Below are 24216 nucleotides of genomic sequence, written 5' to 3'. Positions count from 1 at the left end.
CCGGCGGAAAGTGGCACGAGGACGGCCGCGGCCAGTGCCGGGTGAACGCCAGTGGAGCCGCCGCGGTCCTCAAGTCTTGTCGGGCCGGGGCTGGAGCGCGGCGGCTCCGGGTAAGGAATATGAACGCACCTTATTGACGCGGGAATGCCGCGCCCGTTTAATCGCGGCTTGAGATAAGCCAGTTGAGCCGCAGCACCCCGCTTGTGCCGTTCTCCTCCCGCCTTCCCGACCCGGAGCGCCTCCCCGGCAGCCGCCGGGCTCGCCCCCCACCGAGCGTTCAGGTTGTGAAGGCGCGGGCACCCGCACCGAGAGGCCATGGGTGACCAGGGCCGATCCCCGTCACTGAGCAGCGCACGCCGTCTCCTCGCCAGCCTCCCGGGCGGCACAACCCTCCGAGAACACCGTTCCCCCACGAACATGTCAGGAGAGTCCCAGTGCCATCAGCCTTGCTCAGGATCCCGCGGACCGCGGCGGTGCTCCTCGCCGCGACCGCCACCCTGCTGACCGGCCTGCAAGCCCAGTCGGCCCAGGCGGCCGGGGAGCCGTACCTCGACCCGTCCCTGCCGGTGGCGACCCGCGTCGACGACCTGCTCTCCCGGATGACCGTGGACGAGAAGATCGGCCAGATGACGCAGGCCGAGCGGGGGTCCGTCACCAACGCCGACGTCACCAACCACAAGCTCGGCTCCCTGCTGTCCGGCGGCGGCTCCGCGCCCACGCCCAACACCCCCACCGCCTGGGCGGACATGTACGACGGCTTCCAGAACGCCGCGCTCGCCGGCCGCCTGCGCATCCCGCTCGTCTACGGCGTCGACGCGGTGCACGGCCACAACAACGTCCGCGGCGCGACGATCTTCCCGCACAACATAGGGCTGGGCGCCACCCGCAACCCCGACCTGGTGCAGCGGATCGGCCGGGCCACCGCCGAGGAGGTCTCGGGCACCGGCGTCGACTGGAACTTCGCCCCCTGCCTGTGCGTGGCCCGCAACGACCGGTGGGGCCGCACCTACGAGTCCTTCGGCGAGGTGCCCGAACTGCCCACCTCCATGAGCACCGTCATCAACGGCATGCAGGGCACCGCACTGAACGCGCCCGGCTCGGTCATGGCCACCGCCAAGCACTACATCGGCGACGGCGGCACCACCGGCGGCGTCGACCAGGGCAACACCGAGCTGAGCGAGTCCGAGCTGCGCGCCGTCCACCTCCCGCCCTTCCGGGAGGCCGTCCGCCGCGACGTCGGCTCCGTCATGATCTCGTACAGCAGTTGGAACGGGGTCAAGGCCCACGGCCACAAGTACCTGATCACCGACCTGCTCAAGGGGGAGCTGGGCTTCGACGGCCTGGTGGTGTCCGACTGGAACGGCATCGACCAGATCGACGGGCAGTCCGGCTTCACCGCCGCCGAGGTCCGGCAGGCCGTCAACGCCGGCATCGACATGGTGATGGTGCCCACCGAGTGGCGGAGGTTCCTCACCACGCTGCGCGGCGAGGTGGACGCCGGCCGGGTGCCGATGTCGCGGATCGACGACGCCAACCGGCGCATCCTCACCAAGAAGTTCGAGCTCGGCCTGTTCGAGAAGCCGCTGACCGACCGCAACTGGACCTCGACCGTGGGCTCCGCCGAGCACCGGGCGCTCGCCCGCCAGGCCGTGCGCGAGTCCCAGGTGCTGCTGAAGAACTCCGGGAACGTCCTGCCGCTGGCGAAGAACAACAACAAGATCTTCGTGGCCGGGAAGAGCGCCGACAACATCGGCCTTCAGTCCGGCGGCTGGACCATCTCCTGGCAGGGCGGCAGCGGCGCCACCACCCCGGGCACGACCATCCTCCAGGGCATCCGCAACAGCGTGGGCTCGGGCAGCTCGGTCACCTACAACGCGAGCGGCTCCGGCATCGACGGCTCGTACGACGTGGCCGTCGCGGTGATCGGCGAGACCCCCTACGCCGAGGGCGCCGGGGACCGGCCCGGCTCCCTGGGCCTGGACGCCACCGACATCGCCACCCTCAACAACCTCAAGGCCTCCGGCGTGCCCGTGGTCGTCGTGCTCGTCTCCGGCCGTCCGCTCGACATCGCGGCGCAACTGCCCGACTGGAGGGCCCTGGTCGCCGCCTGGCTGCCCGGCACCGAGGGCAACGGCGTCTCCGACGTCCTCTTCGGCGACTGGGCGCCGACCGGCAAGCTGCCCATGACCTGGATGCAGTCCGCCGGCCAGCAGCCCATCAACCAGGGCGACGGCAAGACGCCCCTGTTCCCCCTCGGCTTCGGCCTCACCTACGGCGCCGCACAGGACCGCAGCGCCTACGAGGTCACCCAGGCGGAGCAGTTCACCGCCCAGTCCGGCACCCAGACCGAGACCACCACCGACACCGGCGGCGGGCAGAACGTCGGGTACATCGCCCCCGGCGACTGGCTGGCCTACGGGAACCTCGACTTCGGAACCACCGGAGCCGCCTCCGTGGCCACCCGCCTCGCCTCCGCCTCGGCCACCGGCGGCACGGTGCAGTACCGGCTGGACAGCGCCACCGGGCCCGTCATCGCCACCGTCCCGGTCACCTCGACCGGCGGCTGGCAGAACTGGACCACCAGGACGACCGCCCTCACCGGCACCGCGACCGGCAGGCACACCGTGTACGTCACCTTCACCAGCGGCGGCACCGGCGACTTCGTCAACCTCAACTGGTTCCAGTTCGCCACCTGAGCGAGCCCGGGACCCCGTCGTGAGGAACACCCCGGGCCGCGGCACCGCGTCCGCGGCCCGGGCGGCCGCCCGATGGGCGCCGCGCACCTGATCGCCGGCGACGCCGAGGCGCTGGCCGAGCCGGTGCCCGCGCCACCGTCTCCGCGGAGGGGCTGGACCGCGCTGGCGCAACGTCCGCACGCACACCCTGCACGACCCTGTCGCCCGCAAGCGCCGCGAGGTGGGCCGCCGCGTCCTGACCGGCGAGCTGCCCGGGCCCCGTGGGCGGTGACCGGGTCACCGGCGCCCGCCCCGTCGGCGGGCGGGCGCCGTCAGCCCACTGCCTGCTTCACCAGGGCGGCGATCCGCGCCTCCACCTTGTCGGTGACCTCGGTCAGGGCGAAGGCGGTCGGCCACATCGTGCCCTCGTCCAGCTTCGCCGGGTCGTTGAACCCGAGCGTCGCGTAGCGCGCCTTGAACTTCGCGGCACTCTGGAAGAAGCAGACGACCTTGCCGTCCAGCGCGTAGGCGGGCATCCCGTACCAGAGCTTCGGCGCGAGCTCCGGCGCGCTGGCGGTGACGACGGCATGGACGCGCTCGGCCATGACCCGGTCCGCGTCCGGCATCTCGGCGATCTTCGCGAGCACGTCGCGCTCCGCCTCCGCCGCCTTGTCCGCGCGCGAGCCGCGGCGCGCCGCCTTCTTCCGCTCCTGGGCGTGCTCCTTCATCGCGGCCCGCTCCTCGGCCGTGAACCCCTCGTAGGCGCTGCTCCCGGTGTCGCTCATGATCACTCCTGTAGCCGTGGGTCACGATCGGCCCGGGGTGTCCCGCCGGGCCCGATCGCTGTGATCACAGCCTCCCCGGTCGATCACGCAGTACAGGGAACGCCTCCATGTCCGGCGCGGTCAAGGTCGAGCGACCGAGCCGGGGGCTCCGGACCCCGGGCGGCCGGCGCCGGGGTCCGGACGTGGTGCCGCGCCGTCGGCCTCAGCAGGTGACGACCTTGTCGTACGAGCCGGTCTTCCACTTCCACAGCCGGGACTCGCCGTGGCGGTAGGTCCAGCACTGGCCGTCGGGGCCGTTGTCGATGACCAGCTTCACGTGCATGGTCTTGCCGCAGTTGTTCTTGATGGTCACCTTCTTCTCCTGCTTGACCACGTCGCGTGTCACGCACGCCGGGGCGATGCCCTGCGGGCCGACGGCGGACTCCGGGGCGGTGGTCGCGGCGGTCGCGGAGACGGTGAAGCCGCCGGCGATCGCCACCGTCGTGACGACGGCTACGGCGAGGTTTCCGGGTGAAGGCATGACTTTCCCCCCTGACGGGACAAGTGCTTCTTTCAAAGGCGATTACCACAATCCACCACTCGGTGGCTTTATGTGTGCCTTGGAGGGAAATGACCGACAAAGGCGGAACACGTCCTTGCGACGATCGGAATCGGTCGGGACGGTGACCCTGTCGTGGACGTGCGCCGGGTCGCCCGCGCGGCTCAGAGCCTGCGGTGCATGATGTGCAGCCCCACATAGCCCTCCGCCGGATGCCGGAAGCCCTCCGGCAGCGTGCCCAGCACCTCGAAGCCGAGGGACCGGTACAGCGCCACCGCTCGGACGTTCGTCTCGACGACCGCGTTGAACTGCATCGCCCGGAAGCCGGCCGCGCGTGCCCACCGCAACGTGTACCGGCACAGCGCCCGGCCCACGCCCCGTCCGGAGTGCGCGGGGTCCACCATGTAGCTGGCGCTGGCGATGTGCGAGCCGTTGCCCATGTGGTTGTTGTTCATCTTCGCCGTGCCGAGGACCGTTCCGGCGTCGTCCACGGCGACGACCGTGCGGTTCGGGGGCGGCAGCAGCCACCAGTCGCGGCCCTGCTCCTCGCCGAGGTCCACCGGGTAGGTGAAGGTCTCACCGGCGGCCACGATCCGGTGGAAGAAGGGCCAGACGGCGGGCCAGTCGCCGGTGTTCGCTTCCCTGATCAGCATGCGGTCAGGATGGCGGCCCGGCCGCGGGGACCGCCATGGCTTTTCCGGCGGGCCGGGGCGTCACCGCGGCGCCGCCGCCAGCGCGTCCACCTCCGCGTAGGAGGGGGACGCCAGGTCGGTCGGCAGGCCGTCCCGGATGGCGGTCGCGGCGGTCACGGCCGCCGCCAGGGCCCTGCGGTAGAGCAGCGAGCCGAGGCTGACCCTGCGCACGCCCAGCGCGGCCAGCTCGGCGACGGTGGGGCCGGTCGGCGTGTACAGGATGTTCAGCGGGACCACGAGGGTCGCCGTCAGGGCGGCGATCCCGTCCGGATCCGACAGCCCCGGCACGAACACCCCGTCCGCGCCGGCCTGCTCGTAGACGGCGAGGCGGGCCGCGGTCCCGTCCTCCTGGCATCCGAGCCAGTGGGTGTCGGTGCGGGCGTTGACGAACAGCGTGGGCGCGGCGGCCTTGACGGCGGCGATCTTTGCGGCGTGCAGCTCGACAGGGGCCAGGGTGCCGTCCGGACGGCCGTCCTCCAGGTTGATGCCCGCGGCACCCGCGTCGTGCAGCTTCCGGGCCAGCTCGGCGACCTCCCGCGGGTCGTCGCTGAAGCCCCCCTCGGCGTCGACGGTGAACAGGAAGGAGCCCTGCCCGAGCCGCCGGGCCAGCGCCAGGGTCGCCCCCGCGGTCGCGGCCGCGCCGTCCGGCAGGCCGGCCGCCGCGGCCACGCCCAGGCTGGTGGTGCCGATCGCCGGGAACCCCCGCGCCGCCAGGGCGGCCGCCGAGGCGTGGTCCCAGGCGTTGGGCAGCAGCAGCGGGGCGGCCCGGTGGTGCAGGCGGGCGAAGGCGGTCAGCGGGCGCCGGAGCAGGCCCTCGGCCAGGGCGAGGGCGTGCGCCCGGCCGGGGCAGACCCGCGGCGGCGCGCCGAAGGTGAGGGGCACGGGGTGCGCGCGGTTGGCGGTGGCGAGATCCAGCAGCACCGCGTCGCCCTCGGCGATCTCCCGCCCGGCGACCCGGGTGGCGCGTACGGCGACCCGGCGCATGGCCGGCACCGGCGGGGTCTGGCGCAGCACCCGGGCCAGTGGGGCGTCGCCGTCGGCGGCGGCCTCCACCAGCGCGGCCGTCGCCGCACACGCCTGCACCAGCAGCCCGACGCGGTTGGCGGCGGCCTCGAGACCGGCTTCGTCCGCCCGCTCCGGCGCCAGCCGCGTCACCAGCCACGCCACCGCCTCGTCCGCGGCTGCGGTCGCGGACGCCGGCGCACCCCCGAAGTACGCCTCGGCCACCACGGTCACCGCCGCCGCGACCGCCCCGGGCTCCGGCATCCCCATGGCCTCGGCCAGGGTACGCACCACCCGCACCCGGACCTCCTCCTCCGGCCCCTCCGCCACCGCCTCCCGCAGCGCGGCGGGCTCCAGCCGGGCCAGCTCCGCCTCCACCAGGGCCCGCCGCCGCCGGTGCGGCTCCCCGGCACTGAAGCGGGCCACGGTGGCCCGCAGCCACGCGACACTCGCCCCGACCGCCCCGCCGCCCGCCGCGGGCTCCGGGACGAGCGCCGGGTCGGCCAGGGCCTCCCGCACATCCGTGTACTGGTCGAACACATGCCTGTGATTCGTCATGAGCCGACGCTACGGCCGCGACGGTTCGGCCCCCACCGAACCGTCCCCGCCCAGCACACCACCCGGTCCGGTACCCATCGCCCCGGGCGGCCGCACCCTCCCGCCCGCGTCGACGCACGTCGGGATCGGCACCGATCCGGTACCGCCGCCCTTCGCCTCCGGAACCGCTCGGGCGACGCAGAGGGCACCCCGTGCGCACACGGCGGGCCGCGGCGGGGGAGCCGTCACAGATGGTCGGCGGCGGGCTGGGCGACGTGACCGCCTTGATGGGGCGTGCGGATGTGGTGCTCGGCTCCCGGGGGCAGCGCCGACAAGCACTGGGCGGAGCATGCGTTGACCAGCAGGGGAAGGACGTCGGTGGCGACGCGCAGGGAGATCCACGCCTGGTGGAGCCGGCCCGGTTCGATCCGCCGGTCGCAGACGCTGCACGAGCGGATCGCCGTTGCACCCCAGGTGCCCGGATCCGCGTCGGCGGGATCGAAACCGCGCCCCTGGCCGGAGCCGGCGGGCTGAAGGCGGGGGAAGGGCGGGCGCAGCTTGTAGTTGCCGTACAGCGCGCGCGTGCTGACGGTGCTCCTGGTCAGCCTCGGGCACCTGGTGATCTCGTAGGGGAACCAGTGCAGCCGGTAGGAGGTGTAGGGGGTGAACTCCTCCAGGCTGCTCATGGCGCCGATCTGGGGAGGGACGCGGACGAGGTTGCTGCCGTACAGGACGAGGCGCCTGACCGCGGTCAGCTTCGCGATGCTCTGGGGCAGCGTGACGATCTGCCGTCGCTCGTCGGGGCTGAGCTCGGCGAGGGGGCGGAACTCCTCCCTGCCGTCGGCGGCCGCTTCCTCGATGAGCGCCAGCAGGCGCCGCCAGCCGGGGGCTGAGACATCCTGCCGCTCCGGGTGGAAGCCCACGGGCGCGGGTGACCGCGGAGCGCACTGGTCGAAGCAGGTGCACATGTCCTGAGACGGCCTGCCGCCGCCGGGGGCCGGGTTCGAGCCGTCGGCCCGGCGATCGAGGTGAGGTTTCGGCTGTTCATCCACGGGGGTGAACATACAAACGTTGCCCGCTTCGGCGCAGCCACCCGGGCGGAGGCGGGGTGGGCGCGGGGAGACCGAGCGGCGTCACTGGCCCACCCTTCCGTCCACGCACTCCCGCAACAGGTCGGCGTGCCCGCAGTGCCGGGCGTACTCCTCGATCCGGTGCACCATCAGCTCCCGGACCGTGACCTGCTCCCTGCCCACCCGCTCCCCCAGGTCCGGGTGCCCGGCCAGCCGCGGCGTCGGTCGCTGCCTGCTCGCGCTCCAGATCGGCGTACGCGGCATCCACCACGGCCTGTTCGGCGACGGCTCCGTCGAAGTCCGCGTCCTTCTCGCCGTACAGCCTCGGCAGCGGCTCGCCCTCGGTGATCCAGTTGTGCCAGTCGCGCTCCACCTCGGCGAGGTGCCGCAGCAGGCCGAGCAGCGACATCGTCGACGGCGGAACCGACCGCCGGGCCAGTTGCTCCGGGGTCAGGCCCTCGCACTTCATCCGCAGGGTGATGCGGTAGTTCGCCAGGTAGTCCAGCAGTGTCGCGAGCTCACCCTCCGGGGTGCTCTCGTTGTCGCGGGGGTCGTCGGCCGGGTCGGCCCACATGTCGGGGTAGACGGTGGCCTGGGTCCATCGCGCGGGTCCGTCGGTCATGCGTTGCATGGTGATCCGCGGCGGCCCGTTTCCGCCACTGGATTTGTCAGCCTCGACACGCCGCCGGGGTGGCGTCACCACCGTGCGTCATCGCCCGGCGCCGGCCCGGGCCGCGGGTGTGCGTGAAGCGCTCCGGCGGGGGCACCCGGGAGACGTGCCGAAACGCAGAACCCATGCCGTGGCGGCGTCCGGCCAGTGGGTGGACGACGAGGACGGCGTGCGTCTGCCCGCGGGTGAGGTGCACGCCTGGGAGCCCGGGATGAACCAGACCGTGTGCGGGCTCGCCCTCAGCCGCTCCCAGCTCGCCCGCTTCCACCACGTGACCTGGGCCGACGTCCTCCCCGATTCGGGAGGCCGCGCCGACCGCGTGCAGCGCGTCTGCCCCAGGTGCGCCTCGGTGGCGGGCCGCCGCGGCACCGAGGCGCGCCCCGCCTGGCGGCGGACCAACCCCCGGCCCTGAACGGAGCCTCCGGCGGCGGTCGCGGCGAGGGCGGGCTCAGCCGGTCGGCTCCCAGAAGACGGAGAGTCAGCCCGTCTCCGTCACCTAGAAGGCCCCCAGGCCCCGGACGGCGCGCTCGCCCGCCCCGGATCGGCCGAACGCCTCGGACCGGCCGAACGCCTCGGATCGGCCGAACGCCTCGGCAGCCTCGGCCTTCAGCCCGACGGCGATCCTGCCGTCCGGCAGCGGGTCGGCGCGCCGGTCGCCGGCTCCGTTGCGCGTGGCCGCGCGCCTGCCGCGAGACCGGCGGCGCGGGCGGTTTCTCCCTGAGCCGGATGTACGGCTCCACCTCCGGCCGCAGCTCCCGGCCGCCGTCGCTGCCGTAGGCGCCTCCGCTCCGCTCCGCGTTCGCCACCGCCCGTTCCGCGGCCCGGGTGGACGAACGATCGCACCGGCTCCTCCTCCGCCCTGCCGGTCTCACGATCCGGCCTGATGGCGTGTCCGCCGCTCCGAGCGGCTGGAAAGCGACCCCCCGTACGCGGCTCGAAACCGGCCCTGTCCACACGGTCACCCGGAGCCGAACCGGAGCCTGCACCGGAGTCCGAACGGGGGCCAGGACCCGGAGTCGAAGAACTTTCGCTGGCTGGCGACAAAGTATGGACCATCTCGGAAGAAGTCCCTATCGTTTCGTTGCGTCGGAACGTTGGCGGCCCGTCAGGGCCCCGCCAACCGGGCCGGTCCACCGTTGCGCGCCATGTACCTGACCGTGTCAGACCTCCGTATCCGGGCCGAACGGTTCGCCTCAGGGCAAGGGATCCCGCCCGGCGCCGACGCGTTCTCCCGGTGCGGGAAGTGCCAGGAGGAAGAATGCAACAACGACCGCACCACCGCTTCCGCAGACGCCTGACCGGGCTCTTCGTCGCCTGCCTGCTCGCCGGTGGGCTCTCGTCCCCCGCCTTCGCGCAGGAGCGGGACGGGCGCGCGCTACCGCCGCAGGAGCCCGGCGTCACGCTGCGGGTGTTCGACGTGCAGGTGCCGCTGGACGAGATATGCGTGCTCAAGCCCGGGCAGACCCCCAACGCGGACAAGCTCATGCCCGTGGTCGACTTCTCCTCGGCCGACGACTTCGGCGGCTTCGGCGACCACTTCGTGTCCCAGGTGATCGCCAACCTCGACGTTCCCGAGGACGGCGCGTACACCTTCCGCCTGACCAGCGACGACGGGTCACGTCTCGCCATAGACGGCAACGTTGTCATAGACCACGACGGCCTGCACGGCCCGGAGTCCCCGAAGGACGGCACGGTCAACCTCACGGCGGGTCACCACTCCCTCCGCATCGACCACTTCGAGCGCACCGGCGGGCAGCAGCTCACGCTCGCCTGGCAGCCCCCGGGCGCCTCCGGGTTCGACGTGGTGCCGAACTCCGTGCTCAGCACCGACGCCGACGTCGTCCGCGTCACGGCGCCGGGCCGCAAGGAGTGCGAGGGCGTCGACGAGTCCCCGGGCGACGGCCTGCCCCTGAACGCGGTGCACCCGGGCTACGACCTCACGGACCTGCGGCCCGGCGGCTTCGAGCCGCAGGTCTCGGCGATGGACTGGCTGCCCGACGGGCGCCTGGCCGTGGCCACCTGGGGCGGCACCGACAACACGGCGGGCGAGGTCTACCTGCTCGGCGGCGTCACCGGCCGGACCGGCCCGGACCGGGTGACGGTCAAGAAGGTGGCCGACGGCCTGAAGGAGCCGATGGGCATCAAGTACGTCGACGGGAAGCTGTACGTCTCCCAGAAGCACGAGCTGACCGAGCTCCAGGACCGCGACCGCGACGGCGTCACCGACCGGTACCGGACGGTCGCGACCTGGCCCTACGGGGGCAACTTCCACGAGTTCGCCTTCGGGCTGCTCTACCGGGACGGGTTCTTCTACCTCAACCTGTCGGTGGCCATCAACCTGGGCGGCGCGACCACCGACCCCCAGCCCGCGCCGAACCGCGGCACCACGATCAAGGTCGACAGGAGGACCGGCAAGGTCTCCTACGTGGCGGGCGGCCTGCGCACCCCCAACGGGATCGGGTGGGGCCCGGAGGGCGACATCTTCGTCACCGACAACCAGGGCGGCTGGCTGCCCTCCTCGAAGCTGGTCCAGATCGAGCAGAATCGTTTCTTCAACCACTACACCAACCCCAGCGGCCCCTTCGACGCCAACCCGGTGACCAAGCCGGTCCTGTGGCTGCCGCAGAACGAGATCGCGAACTCGCCCAGCAACCCGGTGCTGCTGAAGAAGGGCCCCTTCGCCGGGCAGATGCTGTTCGGCGACGTGACCTACGGGGGGATACAGCGCGCCTACCTGGAGAAGGTGGACGGCCAGTACCAGGGCGCGGTCTTCCGGCTCACCCAGGGCCTGGAGGCCGGGGTCAACCGCATCAGCGTCGGCCCGGACGGGGCGATCTACGCCGGGGGCCTGGGCGCGGGCGGCAACTGGGGCCAGGAGGGCAAGCTGACCCACGGCCTCCAGAAGCTGACACCCAACGGCAGGAACGCCTTCGACATCCTGGCGATGCGCGCCAAGCCCGGAGGCTTCGAGCTCGAGTACACCCAGCCGCTCTCCGAGGAGACGGCGCGGGAACTGGCCGAGCGCTACCGGGTCCAGCAGTGGCACTACGCCGCGACCGCCGACTACGGCGGCCCCAAGATCGGCCAGGAGAGCCTGAAGGTGCGGTCGGCCACGCTGTCCGGCGACGGCAGGAAGGTCCTGCTCGCCGTCGACGGCCTGAAGCCCAACCGGGTCGTCCATGTGCGCTCGCCCCGCCCGTTCGCCGCGGCGAACGGCGAGTCGCTGTGGAGCACCGAGGCGTGGTACACGCTGAACTCCCTCCCGGGCAAGCAGCCGCCCGCCACCCACTACGAGGCGGAGGAAGCCGCGCTGACCGGCGGAGCCCACGTCAACACCAACCACCCGGGCTACTCGGGCGGCGGCTTCGTCGACCGCTACGGGACCGCGGGCGCCACCACCACGTTCACCGTGGAGACCGCCAGGGCGGGCACCCACGACGTCGGACTGCGGTACTCCAACGGCCCGGACCCGTTCACCGGCACCAAGACGGTGAGCGTGTACGTCAACGGCCGCAAGGTGAAGCAGACCGGCCTGCCGAGCACCGGGAACTGGGACACCTGGGCCACCCACACCGAGGCGCTGCCCCTGCGCCGGGGGCAGAACACGATCGCCTACCGGGTCGACAGCGGTGACACCGGCCATGTCAACCTCGACCTCGTCACCGTCCACCGCACCGGCAGCCGCGTCACCCTGTTCGACGGGGCGGACACCCTGGCGAACTGGCAGCACACCGACGGGCGCAGCGCCCAGTGGCCGTCCGCGGACGGCGACGCGATGGAGGTCTGCTGCGGCGACCTGCGCACCAAGCAGGGCTTCCGCGACTTCACGCTGCACGTCGAGTTCTGGCTGCCGAACCTGCCGCCGGAGGTCACCGGCCAGGACCGCGCCAACAGCGGCGTGTACCTCCAGGACCGCTACGAGATCCAGATCCTCGACTCGTACGGCGACACCTCGCCGGCTCCCAACGAGGCCGCGTCGATCTACGACAGGAAGGCTCCCGACGTCAACGCCGCCACGGCGCCCGAGACCTGGCAGGCCTACGAGATCACCTTCCGCGCGGCCCGCTTCGACGGCGAGGGGAACAAGACCGAGAACGCCCGCGTCACGGTGAGGTGGAACGGCACGGTCGTCCACGACGGCGTCGCCATCGAAGGACCGACCGGGGGCGGCGCCCCGGAGACGGCGGCGACCGGCGCGATCCGCCTCCAGGACCACGGCAGCAAGGTGCGCTACCGGAACATCTGGATCGAGCCCTCGGCCTAGCCCCGACCGGTCCCGCGGCCGCGTCCGGCACCCCGGACACGGCCGCGGGACCGGCACCCCGGCCCCCCGCACCGCCGCGGGGGGCCGGGGTTGGGTCACCCGCCACCGAGGACGGCGGCCCCGGATTACTTGACCGGCCACATGTTCCGGCGCATTATGTGGTCAGCCACATAATTACCGTGGCCCCGGCTCGTCGGGGGATCCCCGATGGCCACCCCGCCGACGACGGCGCGAGCGCGCCCTCCGACGGCTCCCGGCTCCGGCACCCCACCCACAACACGAGGAACCCGCGATGAGCATTCCCTACCTGGCCCAGCCCGACCAGCAGCAGCGAATCGAGTGGCTGGAAGGCAGCACCCTGGCCATCCTGTTGGACTCAGCCGCGACCGGCGGCCAGATCACCGTCGGCCGGTTCGACGTCGTCAAGGGGGAGGCGCCGCCCTTCCACCTGCACACCCGCGAGGACGAGATCTTCCTGCTGATCAAGGGCACCGCCCTGGTGTGGGTCGGCGACGAGGAGCGGGAGTTGTCCGAGGGCGGCATCGTCTACCTGCCCAGGAACATTCCGCACGGCTACCGCATCACCTCCGACACCGCCGACCTGCTCATGATCACTACACCCGGCGGCATCGAGGGCATGTTCCGCCAGGCCGGGCGCGACCGCTCCACGCCCCGCCCCGCCGGCTTCGAGATCTCCCCGGAGGCGCTCGCCGCCGCGGCCGACGCCCACGGGCAGGTCGTCGTCGGTCCACGACGCTGACGACAGCGGCCGGACCGCTGCCACGGCGACCGGCCACCCAGCGCGATCCGCAGACCACCACACCGTGCTGACGATGTGTCGGACGAGCCGGAACGCCTCACCGATGAGGACGGTGTCCTCGTCCGGCTACTCGCCGTGCCGCCCGTCGTCGATTCTCGCCCGGAGGGTCGCCAGCACCGTCCCGGACGACACCCGGGCGGGGCCGTCGTCATCGATCACCCGGACTCGTTCACGAGCGCGACGATCCCACGGACGGGTCCGGGAGACGGCCAGGCGCCTGGCCCGTCGCCGCGGCCAGCACCGAGGACAGGGCCGCCAAGGCCCTGGGATACCCGGCCTCCGAGGGCGCCGCGAAACCGATCAGCAGTCCTCCCGGTGCGCCGTCCGTCGGCCGGTGGTGGAGTTCGGTCAGGCCTCGCAGCGCGATGCCCCGATCCGCGCAGTCGGCCAGCAGCCGCTGCTCGGTGACCCCGCCGGGCGGGAGGGTGACGAGGGTGTGCAGGCCCGCCGGGACGCCGCACGGAACGAGCCCCGGGAACGCCTTCAGGTGCTCGACGAGCAGTGCCCGGCGTCGGCGGTACCGCAGGCGGGCCGCGCGGATGTGGCGCTCGTAGGCGTGCGTGCCGATCAGCTCGGCGAGGACGACCTGGCCGATCGTCTCGGTGTACGGGTCCGTCTCCTCCTTGGCCCGCACGACCGGCGCCACCAGGTGGCCGGGCAGGGCCATCCAGGCCAGCCGCAGGGCCGGACCGAGGGTCTTGGAGGCGGTGCCGCAGTACACCACCCGGTCCGGGGCGATGCCCTGGAGAGCCCCGACGGGCTGGCGGTCGTAGCGGAACTCCCCGTCGTAGTCGTCCTCCACGACCAGTCCGCCGGTGGCGCGCGCCCACGCGCACAGCGCCTGGCGCCGGTCGGGGTGCAGCGGCACCCCGGTCGGGTACTGGTGCGACGGGGTGACCACCAACGCCCCGACGCCCCGCGGCGGCGACCCGACCCGTGCCCCCCGCGCGTCCACGGGCAGCGCCGGGGTGGCGAGCCCGGCGCGCTGGACGACCCGGCGATGGACGTTGTGTCCCGGGTCCTCCATGGCGACCGCGTCGACGCCGCTCGCCGCGAGCACCCGGCCGAGCAGTGCGATGGACTGGTGGAAGCCCGACGTGATCACGATCCGGTCCGGTGTGGTGAGCACTCCCCGGGTGCGGCCGAGGTGGTCGGCGAGCGCGGCCCGCAGCCGGGGATGCCCCTGGGGGTCCCCGGCGCCGAAGACCCGCGGCGGCGCGGACCCCAGCGCGCGGCGGCACGCGCGGAGCCAGGCCCGGACGGGGAACGCGCTCAGGTCGGGCAGCCCGGGCCGCAGGTCGTGACGGGGCGGCCGCCCGGGCGTGGCCGGGACGGCGGGGGAGGGGTCGGTGCCTGGGGTGTCGGCGACGCGGGTGCCGGAGCCGGGGCGGACGGCCAGGTAACCCTCCTCGGCGAGTTGCCCGTAGGCCGCGCTCACGGTGCCCCGCGACAGCCCCAGCTCCTCGGCCAGCCCGCGAGTGGACGGCAGCAGCGTCCCCGGACCCAGGCGCCCCGTCCGGATCGCCTCGCGCAGCGCGGCCTCCAACGCGGAGCGCCGCCCGCCCCCGGTGCCGATGTCGAGATGGAGGTCGAACCCCGAACCGGACCAACCTTTCGGCATGGAACCGGATCTTACCCGTAGTCCGGTTGCCGCATAGGTTCGTCCGAGCGCCGACCCGGGATCACGGGCACGCGCACCCGGCCGCCCCCTCGCGCCCGGGCCGCCGCACGGAAGGACGGGAACGACTCGTGCATGTGACAGCCCACCTCAGCGACATCCACATCGACGGCCGGCAGCGCAGCGTCGACCGCGCGAGAGCGGTGATGGACTACCTGGACGCCCTCCCCTGCGACCTCGACGCCGTCGTGGTGACCGGCGACATCGCCGACCACGGTCTGCCGGCTGAGTACGAGCGGGCCCGGGAACTGCTGGCCTCCCGCCACCCCGTGCTGGTCTGCCCGGGGAACCACGACGATCGCGGCGCCCTCCGCCGGTTCCTGCTCGGGGAGCCCCCCTCGGCGGCTCCCGTCAACCAGGTCCTCCGCACCCCCGGCTGCGTCATCGCCCTGTGCGACTCCTCGATACCGGGGAAGGACGAGGGGTTCATCGAGGACGAGACCCTGCTCTGGCTGGAGGACGTCCTCGCCCGGACACCGGGCGACGTGCCCGTGCTCGTCGGCTTCCACCACCCGCCGACCCTGCTCCACAGCCCCTACGTCGACAGCATCCGCCAGTTCGAGGAGCACCGGCTCGCCGCCCTGGTGCGCCGCCACCCCAACATCGCCGCCCTGATCTGCGGCCACGCCCACACCGCGGCGGCGACCACCTACGCCGGCAGGCCCCTGGTCGTCGCCCCCGGTGTGGTCTCCGCCCTCAAACTGCCCTGGGAGCGGCACGCCCATCCCGCGGACCACGTCCACCTCGACCTGCCCCCGGCGCTGGTCTTCCACGTCCTGGACGACACGGGACGGCTGACCAGCCACTACCGGAGCGTCACCGGCTGAGGGGGCCGGGCCGGTGACGCCGCCACGGGCGCCCCTCGCCGCCGGAGGCGGAACCCGCCCTCCTGGACCGCGTCCACCGGCACGGGGCATGATCGCGGTGATCACGCCGGCCGGAACGACGAGACCCACGAGGAGACGCCTCCCCATGACGAACGCGGTCGGGACGGTCGGCGCCCTGTGGCGCTACCCGGTGAAGTCGCTGCTCGGCGAGCGGGTGTCCGCCGCGGTCGTGACCGAGCGCGGACTGGAGGGGGACCGGCGGCTCGCCGTCCTCGACCGCGAGACGGGGAGGGTGGCCAGCGCCAAGCACCCCCGGCTGTGGCGGTCCCTGCTCACCTGCCGGGCCGAACACGGCCCGTCCGGGACGCGCATCACCGGGCCGGGCGGCGAGAGCGCGCTGAGCACCGACGCCGGGGCCGACGACCTGCTGTCCGGGATCACGGGCCGGGCCGTGACGCTCACCGGCACGCCCCCGGCGCGGAACACCCTGGAGCGGTCCCGGCCCGAGCAGGTGCTGCGGGAGGGCGAGGACGCCGACGTCCAGGCCGACGTGGTGCCGTTCGGCTCGGCCTCACCGCCGGGAACCTTCTTCGACTTCGCGCCGGTCCATCTGATCACCACCTCCACCCTGCGCCGACTGGCCGCCCTGAACCCGAGGGGGGTCGGCGAGGCCGAGCGGTACCGTCCCAACCTCGTGATCGACACCGGCGGCGACGGCTTCCCGGAGGCGGAGTGGACCGGCACCGAACTGCGCGTCGGCGCGGAGCTGGTCCTGCGCGTGGTGGCCTCGACGCCGCGCTGCGCGGTGCCGACCCTCGCGCACGGCGACCTGCCGCGTGACCCGGCCGCCCTGCGGACGCTCTCCGAGCACCACCGCGTCCCCGCCATGCCGGGGCGCGCCCCGGAACCGTGCGCCGGGGTGTACGCGCTGGTGGTCAGCCCCGGCCGGATCGAGCCCGGCGACGTCGTGCACAGGTGACCGGAGCCGACGGCGCCTCAGGCCAGGGAATCGAAGTACGCCTGCTGCGCGGGGTAGTAGTCCGCGAAGTCGGGCCGGGGCCCGCCCGTGCGCGCGGCGGTGAGCATGTCCAGGTAGTACTCCCATCCCGGGCCGGTCGCGCCGAGGAGCGCCGTGGAGGCGAGGTGGTGCACCAGCCGCAGCTCGGTGGTGCCGTCGCGCTCGGCCAGCAGCAGCTCCAGTGACCACGATCCGGCCTCGTCCGCCATCGTGACGGCCAGCCGCCGCGGCGGCTCGCAGACCTCGATCCGGAGCGGGCACCAGGGCGCCGACTCCTCGAACGCCAACCGCACCTCCACGGTGCGTCCCGGCGCCGCCTCGCCGCGCCAGGGGCCGAACCACCGGGCGGTGCGCTCCGGCTCGGTGACGCTGGCCCACACATCGGCGGCCGAGGCCCGGTAGGTGCGGGTGAGGACCAGATCGAACCCCGTCGGGGTGGGTACGAGCTGTCCGGTGGGCACCGGTGTCATGCCGTGTCCTTTCTGGGGCGGCGGGTGACGCGCGGGGTGTCGGCGGACTCGTCCCGCCTCCGCTCCCGGCGCGTGCGGTGGACCTCGGTCTCCAGTGCCGCCAGACGCTGCGACCACTGGAGGGACCGGGTGTCGAACGGGGCGAGCCACATCGCGAGGCGGGCCAGCCCGGAGGGCACCAGCGAGTAGCGCCGGTGGCGTCCGACCTGCTCGTCCCGGACCAGGCCGCTCTCGCGCAGCACCCGCAGATGGCGGCTCACCGCGGGCCGGCTGATGCTGAACCGGGCGGCGATCTCACCGGCCGTCAACGGAGCGGCGCGCAGCATCACCAGGATCTCCCGGCGCACCGGATCGGCGACGGCGCCCGCCACTGCGCTCAGCTCGTCCACACTAGAAGCGTAACCCATGGGTTACACGTCGGCGCGCACCGCGGTGCCCCCGAGCCGGTGACCGGGCTCCGCCGGACCCTGGGCGCCGCCCCCCCGCCCCGCCGTCGGCCGCGCCCGCGCCGCACCCTCGGACCCGCCGTGCCGAGGGACCGCCGCCGTCCCGCCCCGGCCCGCGCCCCTAGCCTTCCGTCAAGTCTCGAAGGGTCAGTGGAAAGGAATTGCTCGTCAAGTTCCGTTATGCACTGGTTAGTTCTCGCCTTTGCGCGATCCATTGACACTCGCGTTCATGAGTCTTACGTTTTCTGCGCTTGAGAGCGCTCTCAACCTGCAATCCGCAACTCCCCCCACAGCGGTACCACCACATCCCGCCCGCCCCGTCGCGCGCCCCACCGCGCCTGACGGTGTGCGCGGCCCACCGCTGCTGAGGCCCCGTCCGTCGTGATGACATGAGGTGTCCTCCATGCCAGCCCTGCGACCACGACCAGCCGCCGCACTGCTCCTCGCCGCCGCCCTGGCCGCCGTCGGCCTCGGCCCGGCCGCGACCCCGGCGACGGCCGCCACCGTCCCCGTCGGCGCCGGAAGCCACTCCGACACGCGCCCCGCCGGCACGACCGGCCCCACGACCAACACGGGCGCCCCGGTCACCCCGAAGGTCACCGCCGCCGCCCGGGACAAGCCCGTCCCCACCAACGACTGGTGGTCCTCCCTGGCGTTCCAGCGCTACGGCGACAACCCGTACTCCACGCCCATGTACGGCCACCCGCTCACCTACCAGGCCGTGGCGGGCGGACTCGAGGTCGGCTACCCCACCAGCCCCGCCATCGTCGGTGACGGCCGCCAGTACGAGTACGCCCACAAGCGGGACCTCACCGTCGGCCTGAGCGGGCTGAACTCGCCCGACGCCAAGGCCGACGCCTGGTCCGACTGGACCGTCACCCCCTACTGGTCCGACGGCACCCGCACCCTGCGCACCACCATCGGCCACGGCCTGCCGTTCGTGTACGCCCAGGGGTCCGGCGGCAACGCGCAGATCACCACCGCGGCCACGCCCGCCGTCTTCTCCGACCAGGGCAACGTCCTGGGCATCACCGTCGGCGGACACCACTACGCCCTCTTCGCGCCCAGCGGCAGCGACTGGAACGTCTCCGGCACCGCGATCACCGCCGGCCTCGGCGGCGGGAACTACTTCTCCGTCGCCGTCCTGCCCTCCACGGACGCGCTCGCGACCTACCGCAAGTACGCGTTCAGCTTCGTCACCGGCTCCCAGGTGACCTGGAGCACCGCGGGCGGCACGGTCCGCGCCACCTACACCCTCACCACCGAGGCGAAGGAGGGCACCGAGCGCGGCACCCTCCAGGCCCTCTACCGGCACCAGTGGCTGCACACCACCGACCCCCTCACCGCCCACACCTACGTCTCGCCCCGCGGCACGATGAAGGTCCGGGAGGGCACCTCCTTCACCACCAGCCAGAAGGCCGCCCCGGTCCTGCCCGGGCTGCCCAGGAGCGGCGGCGTGGACACCGCCCGGCTGCGCGGCCATCTGAACGAGGTCGCGAACTCCGCCGACCCGTTCTCCGGGGCCGTGGACACCTACTGGACCGGCAAGGCGCTCGGCAAGCTCGCCCAGTTGGTGCCGCTCGCCGACCAGATCGGCGAGACCGCGGTCCGCGACAAGCTCGTCGGCCAGCTCAAGGGCCGGCTCCAGGAGTGGTTCACCGCGGGCGGAGCGAGCGAGTTCTCCTACGACCGCGACTGGAAGACCCTCATCGGCTACCCCGCCTCCTACGGCAGCGACGCCGAACTCAACGACCACCACTTCCACTACGGCTACTACGTCCATGCGGCCGCGATCGTCGCCCAGTACGACCCGGCCTGGGCCGCCGACTCCGCCTGGGGCGGCATGGTCCAGACCCTGGTCCGCGACGTCGCCAACCCCAGCCGCACCGACGCCGCCTATCCCTTCCTGCGCGGCTTCGACGTCTACGCCGGGCACAGTTGGGCCTCCGGCCACCAGGGCTTCGCCGCGGGCAACAACCAGGAGTCCTCGTCGGAGTCCACCAACCTCAGCGCCGCGCTGGTGCTGTGGGGCTCGGCCACCGGCGACACGACCCTGCGCGACCTCGGCAGCTATCTGCTGGCCACCGAGAGCGAGGCGATCGCCCAGTACTGGTTCGACGCCGACCAGCAGGTCTTCCCCGCCGCCTTCGGGCACGACACGGCCGGCATGGTGTGGGGCAGCGGCGCCGCCTACGCCACGTGGTGGACCGCCAACCCGGAGGAGATCCACGGCATCAACGTCCTCCCGGTGACCGGCGGCTCCCTGCACTTCGGCGGGCACAAGGACGCGATCCGGCGGAACCTCGCCGAGATGGAGCGCAACAACGGCGGACCCGCCGTCGAATGGCGGGACATCCTCTGGGAGTTCCAGTCGCTGGCCGACCCGGCCGCCGCGAAGGCGAAGTGGGACGCCGGCAACGCCGGGTACACCCCCGAGCAGGGCGAGTCCAAGGCCCACACGTACCACTGGATCACCACCCTGGACACGCTGGGCGCCCCGGACACCTCGGTGACCGGCGACATCCCCACGTCCGCCGTCTTCGCCAAGAACGGCACCCGCACCTACGCCGCCCACAACCACGGCTCCACCGCCCGCACGGTCACCTTCTCCGACGGCAGGACGCTCACCGTCCCCGCACGGTCCACCGCCACCGCCACCGGCACCGGCGGCACCGATCCCGGACCGTCCACCGGCAGCACCTTCCAGCTCCGCTCCGGCGGCACTCTCACCACGGCCGGCGGCGGCACGGCCGGCACCGACACCATCCCCTCCGCCGGCGGCACCAACCGCGACGGCACCCCGTACCGGCCGCTGGTCTACGAGGCCAAGGGCGTCAACGGCACGCTGAAGCAGGGCGCGGCCACCACGTTCCGCCTCCCGGTGGACGCCGGTACCGCGGTCGGCCTCGGCCAGCAGGCCCGGATCAGCTACGACCTCACCGGCGACGGCACCTTCGACCGGGTCGAGACCTACGGCTACTTCGCCACCGACCCGGTCCCGGGCTGGGAGGAGTACAGCCAGGCCCGCGGCCTGAAGTCCGCCACCGGCACCCTTGGGGACCTGCGCGGGGGCACGGTGCGACTGGAGGTCTGGAGCGCGATCGGGAACGCGGACTCGCTGCTCCGCACGGGCACGGACACGTCCGTGGTGGTCATCCCCCACGCGTGACGCGCGGGTGAGGGCGTCCCGCCGGGTGACGGCGGGCGCGGGGCAGCCGCCCGGCGCCCGCCGTCGTCGCGCGCACGGCCACACCCGCCCGCGCGGACGGCCGGACGGCCGCACCGGGCCGCTCCCCGCGGTGGCCGCCTGGCAGGATGCCGGGCATGACGAGACCCGAGGAGCAGGACAGACGCCGTCAGGCGGCCTCGTTCGGAGCGGCGGCGGCCGCCTACGAGCGCGGCCGCCCGCCCTACCCCCCGGAGGCGGTGGCCTGGCTGGTGCCCGAGGACGCCCGGAGGGTGGTCGATCTCGGCGCGGGCACCGGCAAGCTGACCCGCGCGCTGCGGGCCCCGGGCCGGGAGGTCGTCGCGGTGGAGCCCTCGCCCGGGATGCGCGAGCAGTTCTCCCGGGTGCTCCCCGATGTGCCGGTCCTGGCAGGGGCCGGGGAGTCGGTCCCGCTGCCGGACTCGAGCGTGGACGCCCTGGTCTGCGCGCAGGCGTGGCACTGGGTGGACCCGGAGCGGGCGATCCCGGAAGCCGCCCGGGTGCTGCGCCCGGGCGGGCGACTCGGCCTGGTGTGGAACACCCGTGACGTGTCGGTGCCCTGGGTGGCGGAGCTCGACCGCGTCCTGCGCGACTGGGCCGCGGTGCCCCCGGAGGACCGCCGAGTGAAGACGGTGAGCGCGCCGGATCGGCCCCGCTGAGCGGCGGGAGTTCCGCTGGAACCATCCGATGACCGCTGGAGAGGTCGTCGACATGGTCGCCTCCCGCAGCTACGTGATCACTCTGGAGCCCACGGCACGGGAGGGACTGCTGGCGCGGGTCCGCTCGCTGCTGGACGCGCGCCGCCCGACGGAGATGCCCTATGTGACCGAGTGCCACCGGGCCGAGCTCCGATCGCCCTGACGACGGCTCAGGTGGACGCCGCGCGGCGGCGCGGCAGGCAGAGCCGGGCGGACAGCAGCCCCGCCGCGCCGATCAGGGCCCACAGCGCCCAGGGGCCGATCGCGTACACGGCGCCGCCGACGAGCGGCCCGGCGCCCGTGCCGATCGTGTACGCGGCGCCGTGCAGCCCCTGGTAGCGCCCGACCATCCGCGGCGGGGTCAGGCTTCCCAGGTAGGCGTAGGACACAGAGCTGGTCGCCATCTCGCCGAGCGTCCACACCAGCACCGTCGCCGACAGCAGCACCATGTCCGTCGTCAGCCCGGTCAGCGCGAGACCGGCGCCCACCAGCAGGTTGCCGACCGCCAGGACGTACTCCGGCCGGTACCGGGAGACCGCGCCGGTGACCGGCAGCTCCAGCACCAGCACCAGCAGACCGTTGAGCCCGATGAGGAGACCGAAGTCGCGCGCGCTCAGACCCGCGTCGCCGACGTGCAGGGGCAGGCCGACGGTGGACTGGACGTAGACGAACTCGGCGACCACCGTCATCAGCAGGAACCGCACCAGTGTGCGGTCGGCGAGCGCCTGCCGGTACCCCGCCGCCCGGTCCGCCCGCGGGTCCGCGTCGTCCCGGTCGGACCGCGGCCGGGGCGCGTCCCGCAGCAGCACCGCCACGACCACGCCGAACAGCAGGCACGCGGCGGCATTGGCCAGGAAGAGCCCCGCGTAGGAGGTGCCGGCCAGCACACCGCCGATGACGCCGCCCAGGGCGGCGCCGATGTTCATCGCGGCCCGGAACACCGCGAAGGCGGCGAGCCGCTGCCGGTTGGTCGCCACGGAGTCGAGCAGCACCGCGGCCGCGGCCGGCCGGTGGACCTGCGACGTCACGCCGATGAGACCGACCACCGCGGTGACGGCCGGGAACGGCCCGAGGAACGGCACGGCCGCCGTCAGCCCCGAGGTGGCCACGGCGGACAGCACGATGGTCCACCGCCGGCCGACCCGGTCGGCGAGGTGGCCGCCGACGGCGTTGCCGAGCACGTTGCCCACCCCGGACACGCCCAGCACGAGCCCGGCGGCGCCAGCGGAGCAGCCGCGCTCGATCAGGTAGAGCACGATGAACACGGGCAGGAAGTTGCCGACCCGGTTGACCAGGACGCCGAGACTGATGACCCACACCCGGGCGGGCAGGCCGCGCAGCGCCTCGCGGAACCGCGGCTCGTCGATGTCCGGCTGCGCGGTGCTCACGCGACGGGCTCGGTGCGCACGTGGATCGCCGCGGCCAGCCGCCTGCCGTTGGCGACCGCCTCGGCGGCGGTGGCGCCGCGGGCGATGACATGACCGACCTTGTCCTCGTTCCAGGCCAGCGGCGGCACCTCGTCGCCAGGCCCCACCCTCAGCCGCAGGTCGACGAACGCCGGGTCCGCGCGCACGGCGTCGAGGCCGGTCACCTCCACCACCCGGCCGGGCTCCGGCGTCAGGAACCGGACGGCCGCCCCGCCCCGCGGCTCGGGCGACGCGGTCAGCGGCTCCACCACGCCGAACCCGGCGCCCAGCGCGTGGCGCTCCATGTCCACGCCGTGGACGATCTCGGTGAGGTCGTTGATCCGGTCACCGCCGACGCGGTTGTGCGACTCCACGATCCGCGGGCCGCGCGAGGTCAGCTTGACCTCGGTGTGCCCCGGGCCGCTGCGCAGCCCCACCGCGTCGAGGAAGTCCGTCACCAGCCGCGTGACCTCGCGCAGCGTCCCGGCCGGGCAACCGCTGGGCTGCGCGTGCCCGATCTCGACGAAACCCGGGCCGCCGCACTCCTTGTCGGTCACCGCGACGACCACGTGCCGGCCGTCGAAGGACAGGGTCTCCACGCTGATCTCCGGGCCGTCCAGGAACTCCTCCATGAGGAACTCGTCGAAGGAGTCGGCGCGGGACAGGTCCTTGGCGGCCCAGTCCCGCCCGTCGAGGGAGCGGAACCGCTCGGCGACGGCCTCCACGTCGGCCCGGTCGCGGACGTGAAAGACCCCCAGGCTGCCCGATTCGCGGATCGGCTTGACGACGATCGGGAGCCCGTGCGCCCGGACGAACTCCCGGACCTCCCGCGCGGAACGGCCCACCGCGCAGGCCACCGGGCTGATGCCCGACGCGGCCAGGTGCCGGCGCATCCGCCACTTGTCCAGCAGCAGCTCCACGGTGGCGACCGGCACGCCGCCGAGGCCGAGCGCCTCGTTGATCCGCGCCGCCGGCAGCAGCCCGAGTTCGAACAGCGACACGGCCGCCTGGAACGGGTACGCCTGGTGCAACGCCCGGACCAGCGGCAGGAGCCGGTCGGTGGCGCCGTAGTCGAGCAGCAGCGCCTGATCGACGTACGGCCAGTGGCCGCGGTCGTACTCGTCCGGGAACTGGGCGTGCACCACGTCCAGGCCGAGCTCCCGGGCCTTGCGCACATGCTCGAGCCTGCCGCCGACGACCAGGACGCGAGGCCGCCCGCCGGCGACCGCCGAGGACCGTCGGCCGGCGGGCAGCACCTCGTCGGACAACGCGGCTCCCTCTGTCATGTCCCCTCCTGTCCCGTCCCGTCTCCGCCCGTCTCCTCCGTCCCGTCCCGGCGGCCCGCCGGCCACGACGGGGACGTCGCACGCCGCTCGCCCGACAGCTTCGACCAGGCCATTGACCACGGCGTCGGG

General features: G+C 73.5%; 19 protein-coding genes and 2 pseudogenes. 10 read left to right on the top strand and 11 right to left on the bottom strand.

Features of this window, described 5'->3' with window-relative positions:
* Positions 1-434 precede the first annotated feature (434 nt).
* Complete coding sequence (locus ACYVO2_RS06460) at positions 435-2696, top strand: glycoside hydrolase family 3 N-terminal domain-containing protein (protein ID WP_461006621.1); 2262 nt, start codon at positions 435-437, stop codon at positions 2694-2696.
* Positions 2697-2818: 122 nt separating this feature from the next.
* Positions 2819-2967, top strand: a pseudogene (locus tag ACYVO2_RS06455) (acyl-CoA dehydrogenase family protein); the annotation flags it as partial.
* 40 nt (positions 2968-3007) lie between these two features.
* On the opposite strand, the gene ACYVO2_RS06450 reads toward ACYVO2_RS06455, so the two are convergent.
* From ACYVO2_RS06450 to ACYVO2_RS06425, 6 genes and pseudogenes are all read right to left on the bottom strand, one after another.
* Positions 3008-3460, bottom strand: coding sequence for an iron chaperone (locus ACYVO2_RS06450; RefSeq protein ID WP_461006620.1), 453 nt, complete (start codon positions 3458-3460; stop codon positions 3008-3010).
* A 202-nt stretch (positions 3461-3662) separates the two neighbouring features.
* Positions 3663-3980: a hypothetical protein gene (locus ACYVO2_RS06445; RefSeq protein ID WP_461006619.1), complete on the bottom strand. Its 318-nt coding sequence runs from the start codon at positions 3978-3980 to the stop codon at positions 3663-3665.
* Between the two features lie 182 nt (positions 3981-4162).
* Entirely contained in the window at positions 4163-4651 is a 489-nt protein-coding gene (locus ACYVO2_RS06440) for a GNAT family N-acetyltransferase (protein WP_461006618.1), read from the bottom strand.
* A 60-nt stretch (positions 4652-4711) separates the two neighbouring features.
* On the bottom strand, positions 4712-6250 hold the full coding sequence (locus ACYVO2_RS06435; RefSeq protein ID WP_461006617.1) for an isocitrate lyase/PEP mutase family protein: 1539 nt from the start codon (positions 6248-6250) through the stop codon (positions 4712-4714).
* Positions 6251-6474: 224 nt separating this feature from the next.
* Positions 6475-7281 carry a leucine-rich repeat domain-containing protein gene (locus tag ACYVO2_RS06430; RefSeq protein WP_461006616.1) on the bottom strand — a complete coding sequence of 269 codons (807 nt, stop codon included), beginning with the start codon at positions 7279-7281 and terminating at the stop codon, positions 6475-6477.
* A gap of 81 nt (positions 7282-7362) precedes the next feature.
* Positions 7363-7930: pseudogene (locus ACYVO2_RS06425) on the bottom strand (DinB family protein).
* A gap of 145 nt (positions 7931-8075) precedes the next feature.
* On the opposite strand from ACYVO2_RS06425, the gene ACYVO2_RS06420 reads away from it, so the two are divergent.
* The 3 genes from ACYVO2_RS06420 to ACYVO2_RS06410 all read left to right on the top strand — a co-directional run bounded on the left by ACYVO2_RS06420 (position 8076) and on the right by ACYVO2_RS06410 (position 12993).
* A complete protein-coding gene (locus tag ACYVO2_RS06420; protein ID WP_461006615.1) occupies positions 8076-8381 on the top strand; it encodes a hypothetical protein in 306 nt (101 codons plus the stop codon).
* A gap of 846 nt (positions 8382-9227) precedes the next feature.
* Complete coding sequence (locus tag ACYVO2_RS06415; protein WP_461006614.1) at positions 9228-12233, top strand: family 16 glycoside hydrolase; 3006 nt, start codon at positions 9228-9230, stop codon at positions 12231-12233.
* Between the two features lie 292 nt (positions 12234-12525).
* Positions 12526-12993 carry a cupin domain-containing protein gene (locus ACYVO2_RS06410; RefSeq protein WP_461006613.1) on the top strand — a complete coding sequence of 156 codons (468 nt, stop codon included), beginning with the start codon at positions 12526-12528 and terminating at the stop codon, positions 12991-12993.
* 229 nt (positions 12994-13222) lie between these two features.
* Here ACYVO2_RS06410 and pdxR read toward each other — a convergent pair whose 3' ends face one another.
* A complete protein-coding gene (gene pdxR, locus ACYVO2_RS06405) occupies positions 13223-14674 on the bottom strand; it encodes a MocR-like pyridoxine biosynthesis transcription factor PdxR (protein ID WP_461006612.1) in 1452 nt (483 codons plus the stop codon).
* Between the two features lie 128 nt (positions 14675-14802).
* Here pdxR and ACYVO2_RS06400 point away from each other — a divergent pair, with 128 nt between their 5' ends.
* Both ACYVO2_RS06400 and ACYVO2_RS06395 read left to right on the top strand, forming a co-directional pair.
* Positions 14803-15558 (top strand): metallophosphoesterase, encoded by a 756-nt coding sequence (locus ACYVO2_RS06400; protein WP_461006611.1) that lies wholly within the window; start codon positions 14803-14805, stop codon positions 15556-15558.
* Between the two features lie 145 nt (positions 15559-15703).
* Positions 15704-16537, top strand: coding sequence for an MOSC domain-containing protein (locus ACYVO2_RS06395; RefSeq protein ID WP_461006610.1), 834 nt, complete (start codon positions 15704-15706; stop codon positions 16535-16537).
* Positions 16538-16554: 17 nt separating this feature from the next.
* Here the strand turns inward: ACYVO2_RS06395 and ACYVO2_RS06390 are convergent, their stop codons facing one another.
* Positions 16555-17046, bottom strand: coding sequence for an SRPBCC family protein (locus ACYVO2_RS06390; protein ID WP_461006609.1), 492 nt, complete (start codon positions 17044-17046; stop codon positions 16555-16557).
* Entirely contained in the window at positions 17043-17435 is a 393-nt protein-coding gene (locus tag ACYVO2_RS06385) for a metalloregulator ArsR/SmtB family transcription factor (RefSeq protein WP_461006608.1), read from the bottom strand. The genes ACYVO2_RS06390 and ACYVO2_RS06385 overlap by 4 nt, the downstream gene beginning before the upstream one ends.
* A 460-nt stretch (positions 17436-17895) precedes the next feature.
* Between ACYVO2_RS06385 and ACYVO2_RS06380 the strand changes: the two genes are divergently transcribed.
* From ACYVO2_RS06380 to ACYVO2_RS06370, 3 genes are all read left to right on the top strand, one after another.
* Entirely contained in the window at positions 17896-20661 is a 2766-nt protein-coding gene (locus ACYVO2_RS06380; protein WP_461006607.1) for a glycosyl hydrolase, read from the top strand.
* Between the two features lie 155 nt (positions 20662-20816).
* The gene (locus ACYVO2_RS06375) at positions 20817-21356 is read left to right on the top strand and encodes a class I SAM-dependent methyltransferase (RefSeq protein WP_461006606.1); all 540 of its coding nucleotides are present in this window, start codon (positions 20817-20819) and stop codon (positions 21354-21356) included.
* A gap of 28 nt (positions 21357-21384) precedes the next feature.
* Positions 21385-21558, top strand: a complete 174-nt coding sequence (locus ACYVO2_RS06370; RefSeq protein ID WP_461006605.1) for a hypothetical protein — start codon at positions 21385-21387, stop codon at positions 21556-21558.
* Between the two features lie 7 nt (positions 21559-21565).
* On the opposite strand, the gene ACYVO2_RS06365 is transcribed toward ACYVO2_RS06370, so the two are convergent.
* Positions 21566-22783 carry an MFS transporter gene (locus ACYVO2_RS06365; protein ID WP_461006604.1) on the bottom strand — a complete coding sequence of 406 codons (1218 nt, stop codon included), beginning with the start codon at positions 22781-22783 and terminating at the stop codon, positions 21566-21568.
* Positions 22780-24087, bottom strand: a complete 1308-nt coding sequence (locus ACYVO2_RS06360; RefSeq protein WP_461006603.1) for an ATP-grasp domain-containing protein — start codon at positions 24085-24087, stop codon at positions 22780-22782. The genes ACYVO2_RS06365 and ACYVO2_RS06360 overlap by 4 nt, the downstream gene beginning before the upstream one ends.
* Between the last annotated feature and the right edge of the window lie 129 nt (positions 24088-24216).

The organism is Streptomyces capparidis (assembly GCF_054782095.1).
This window is presented reverse-complemented; position numbering and strand designations above follow the sequence as displayed.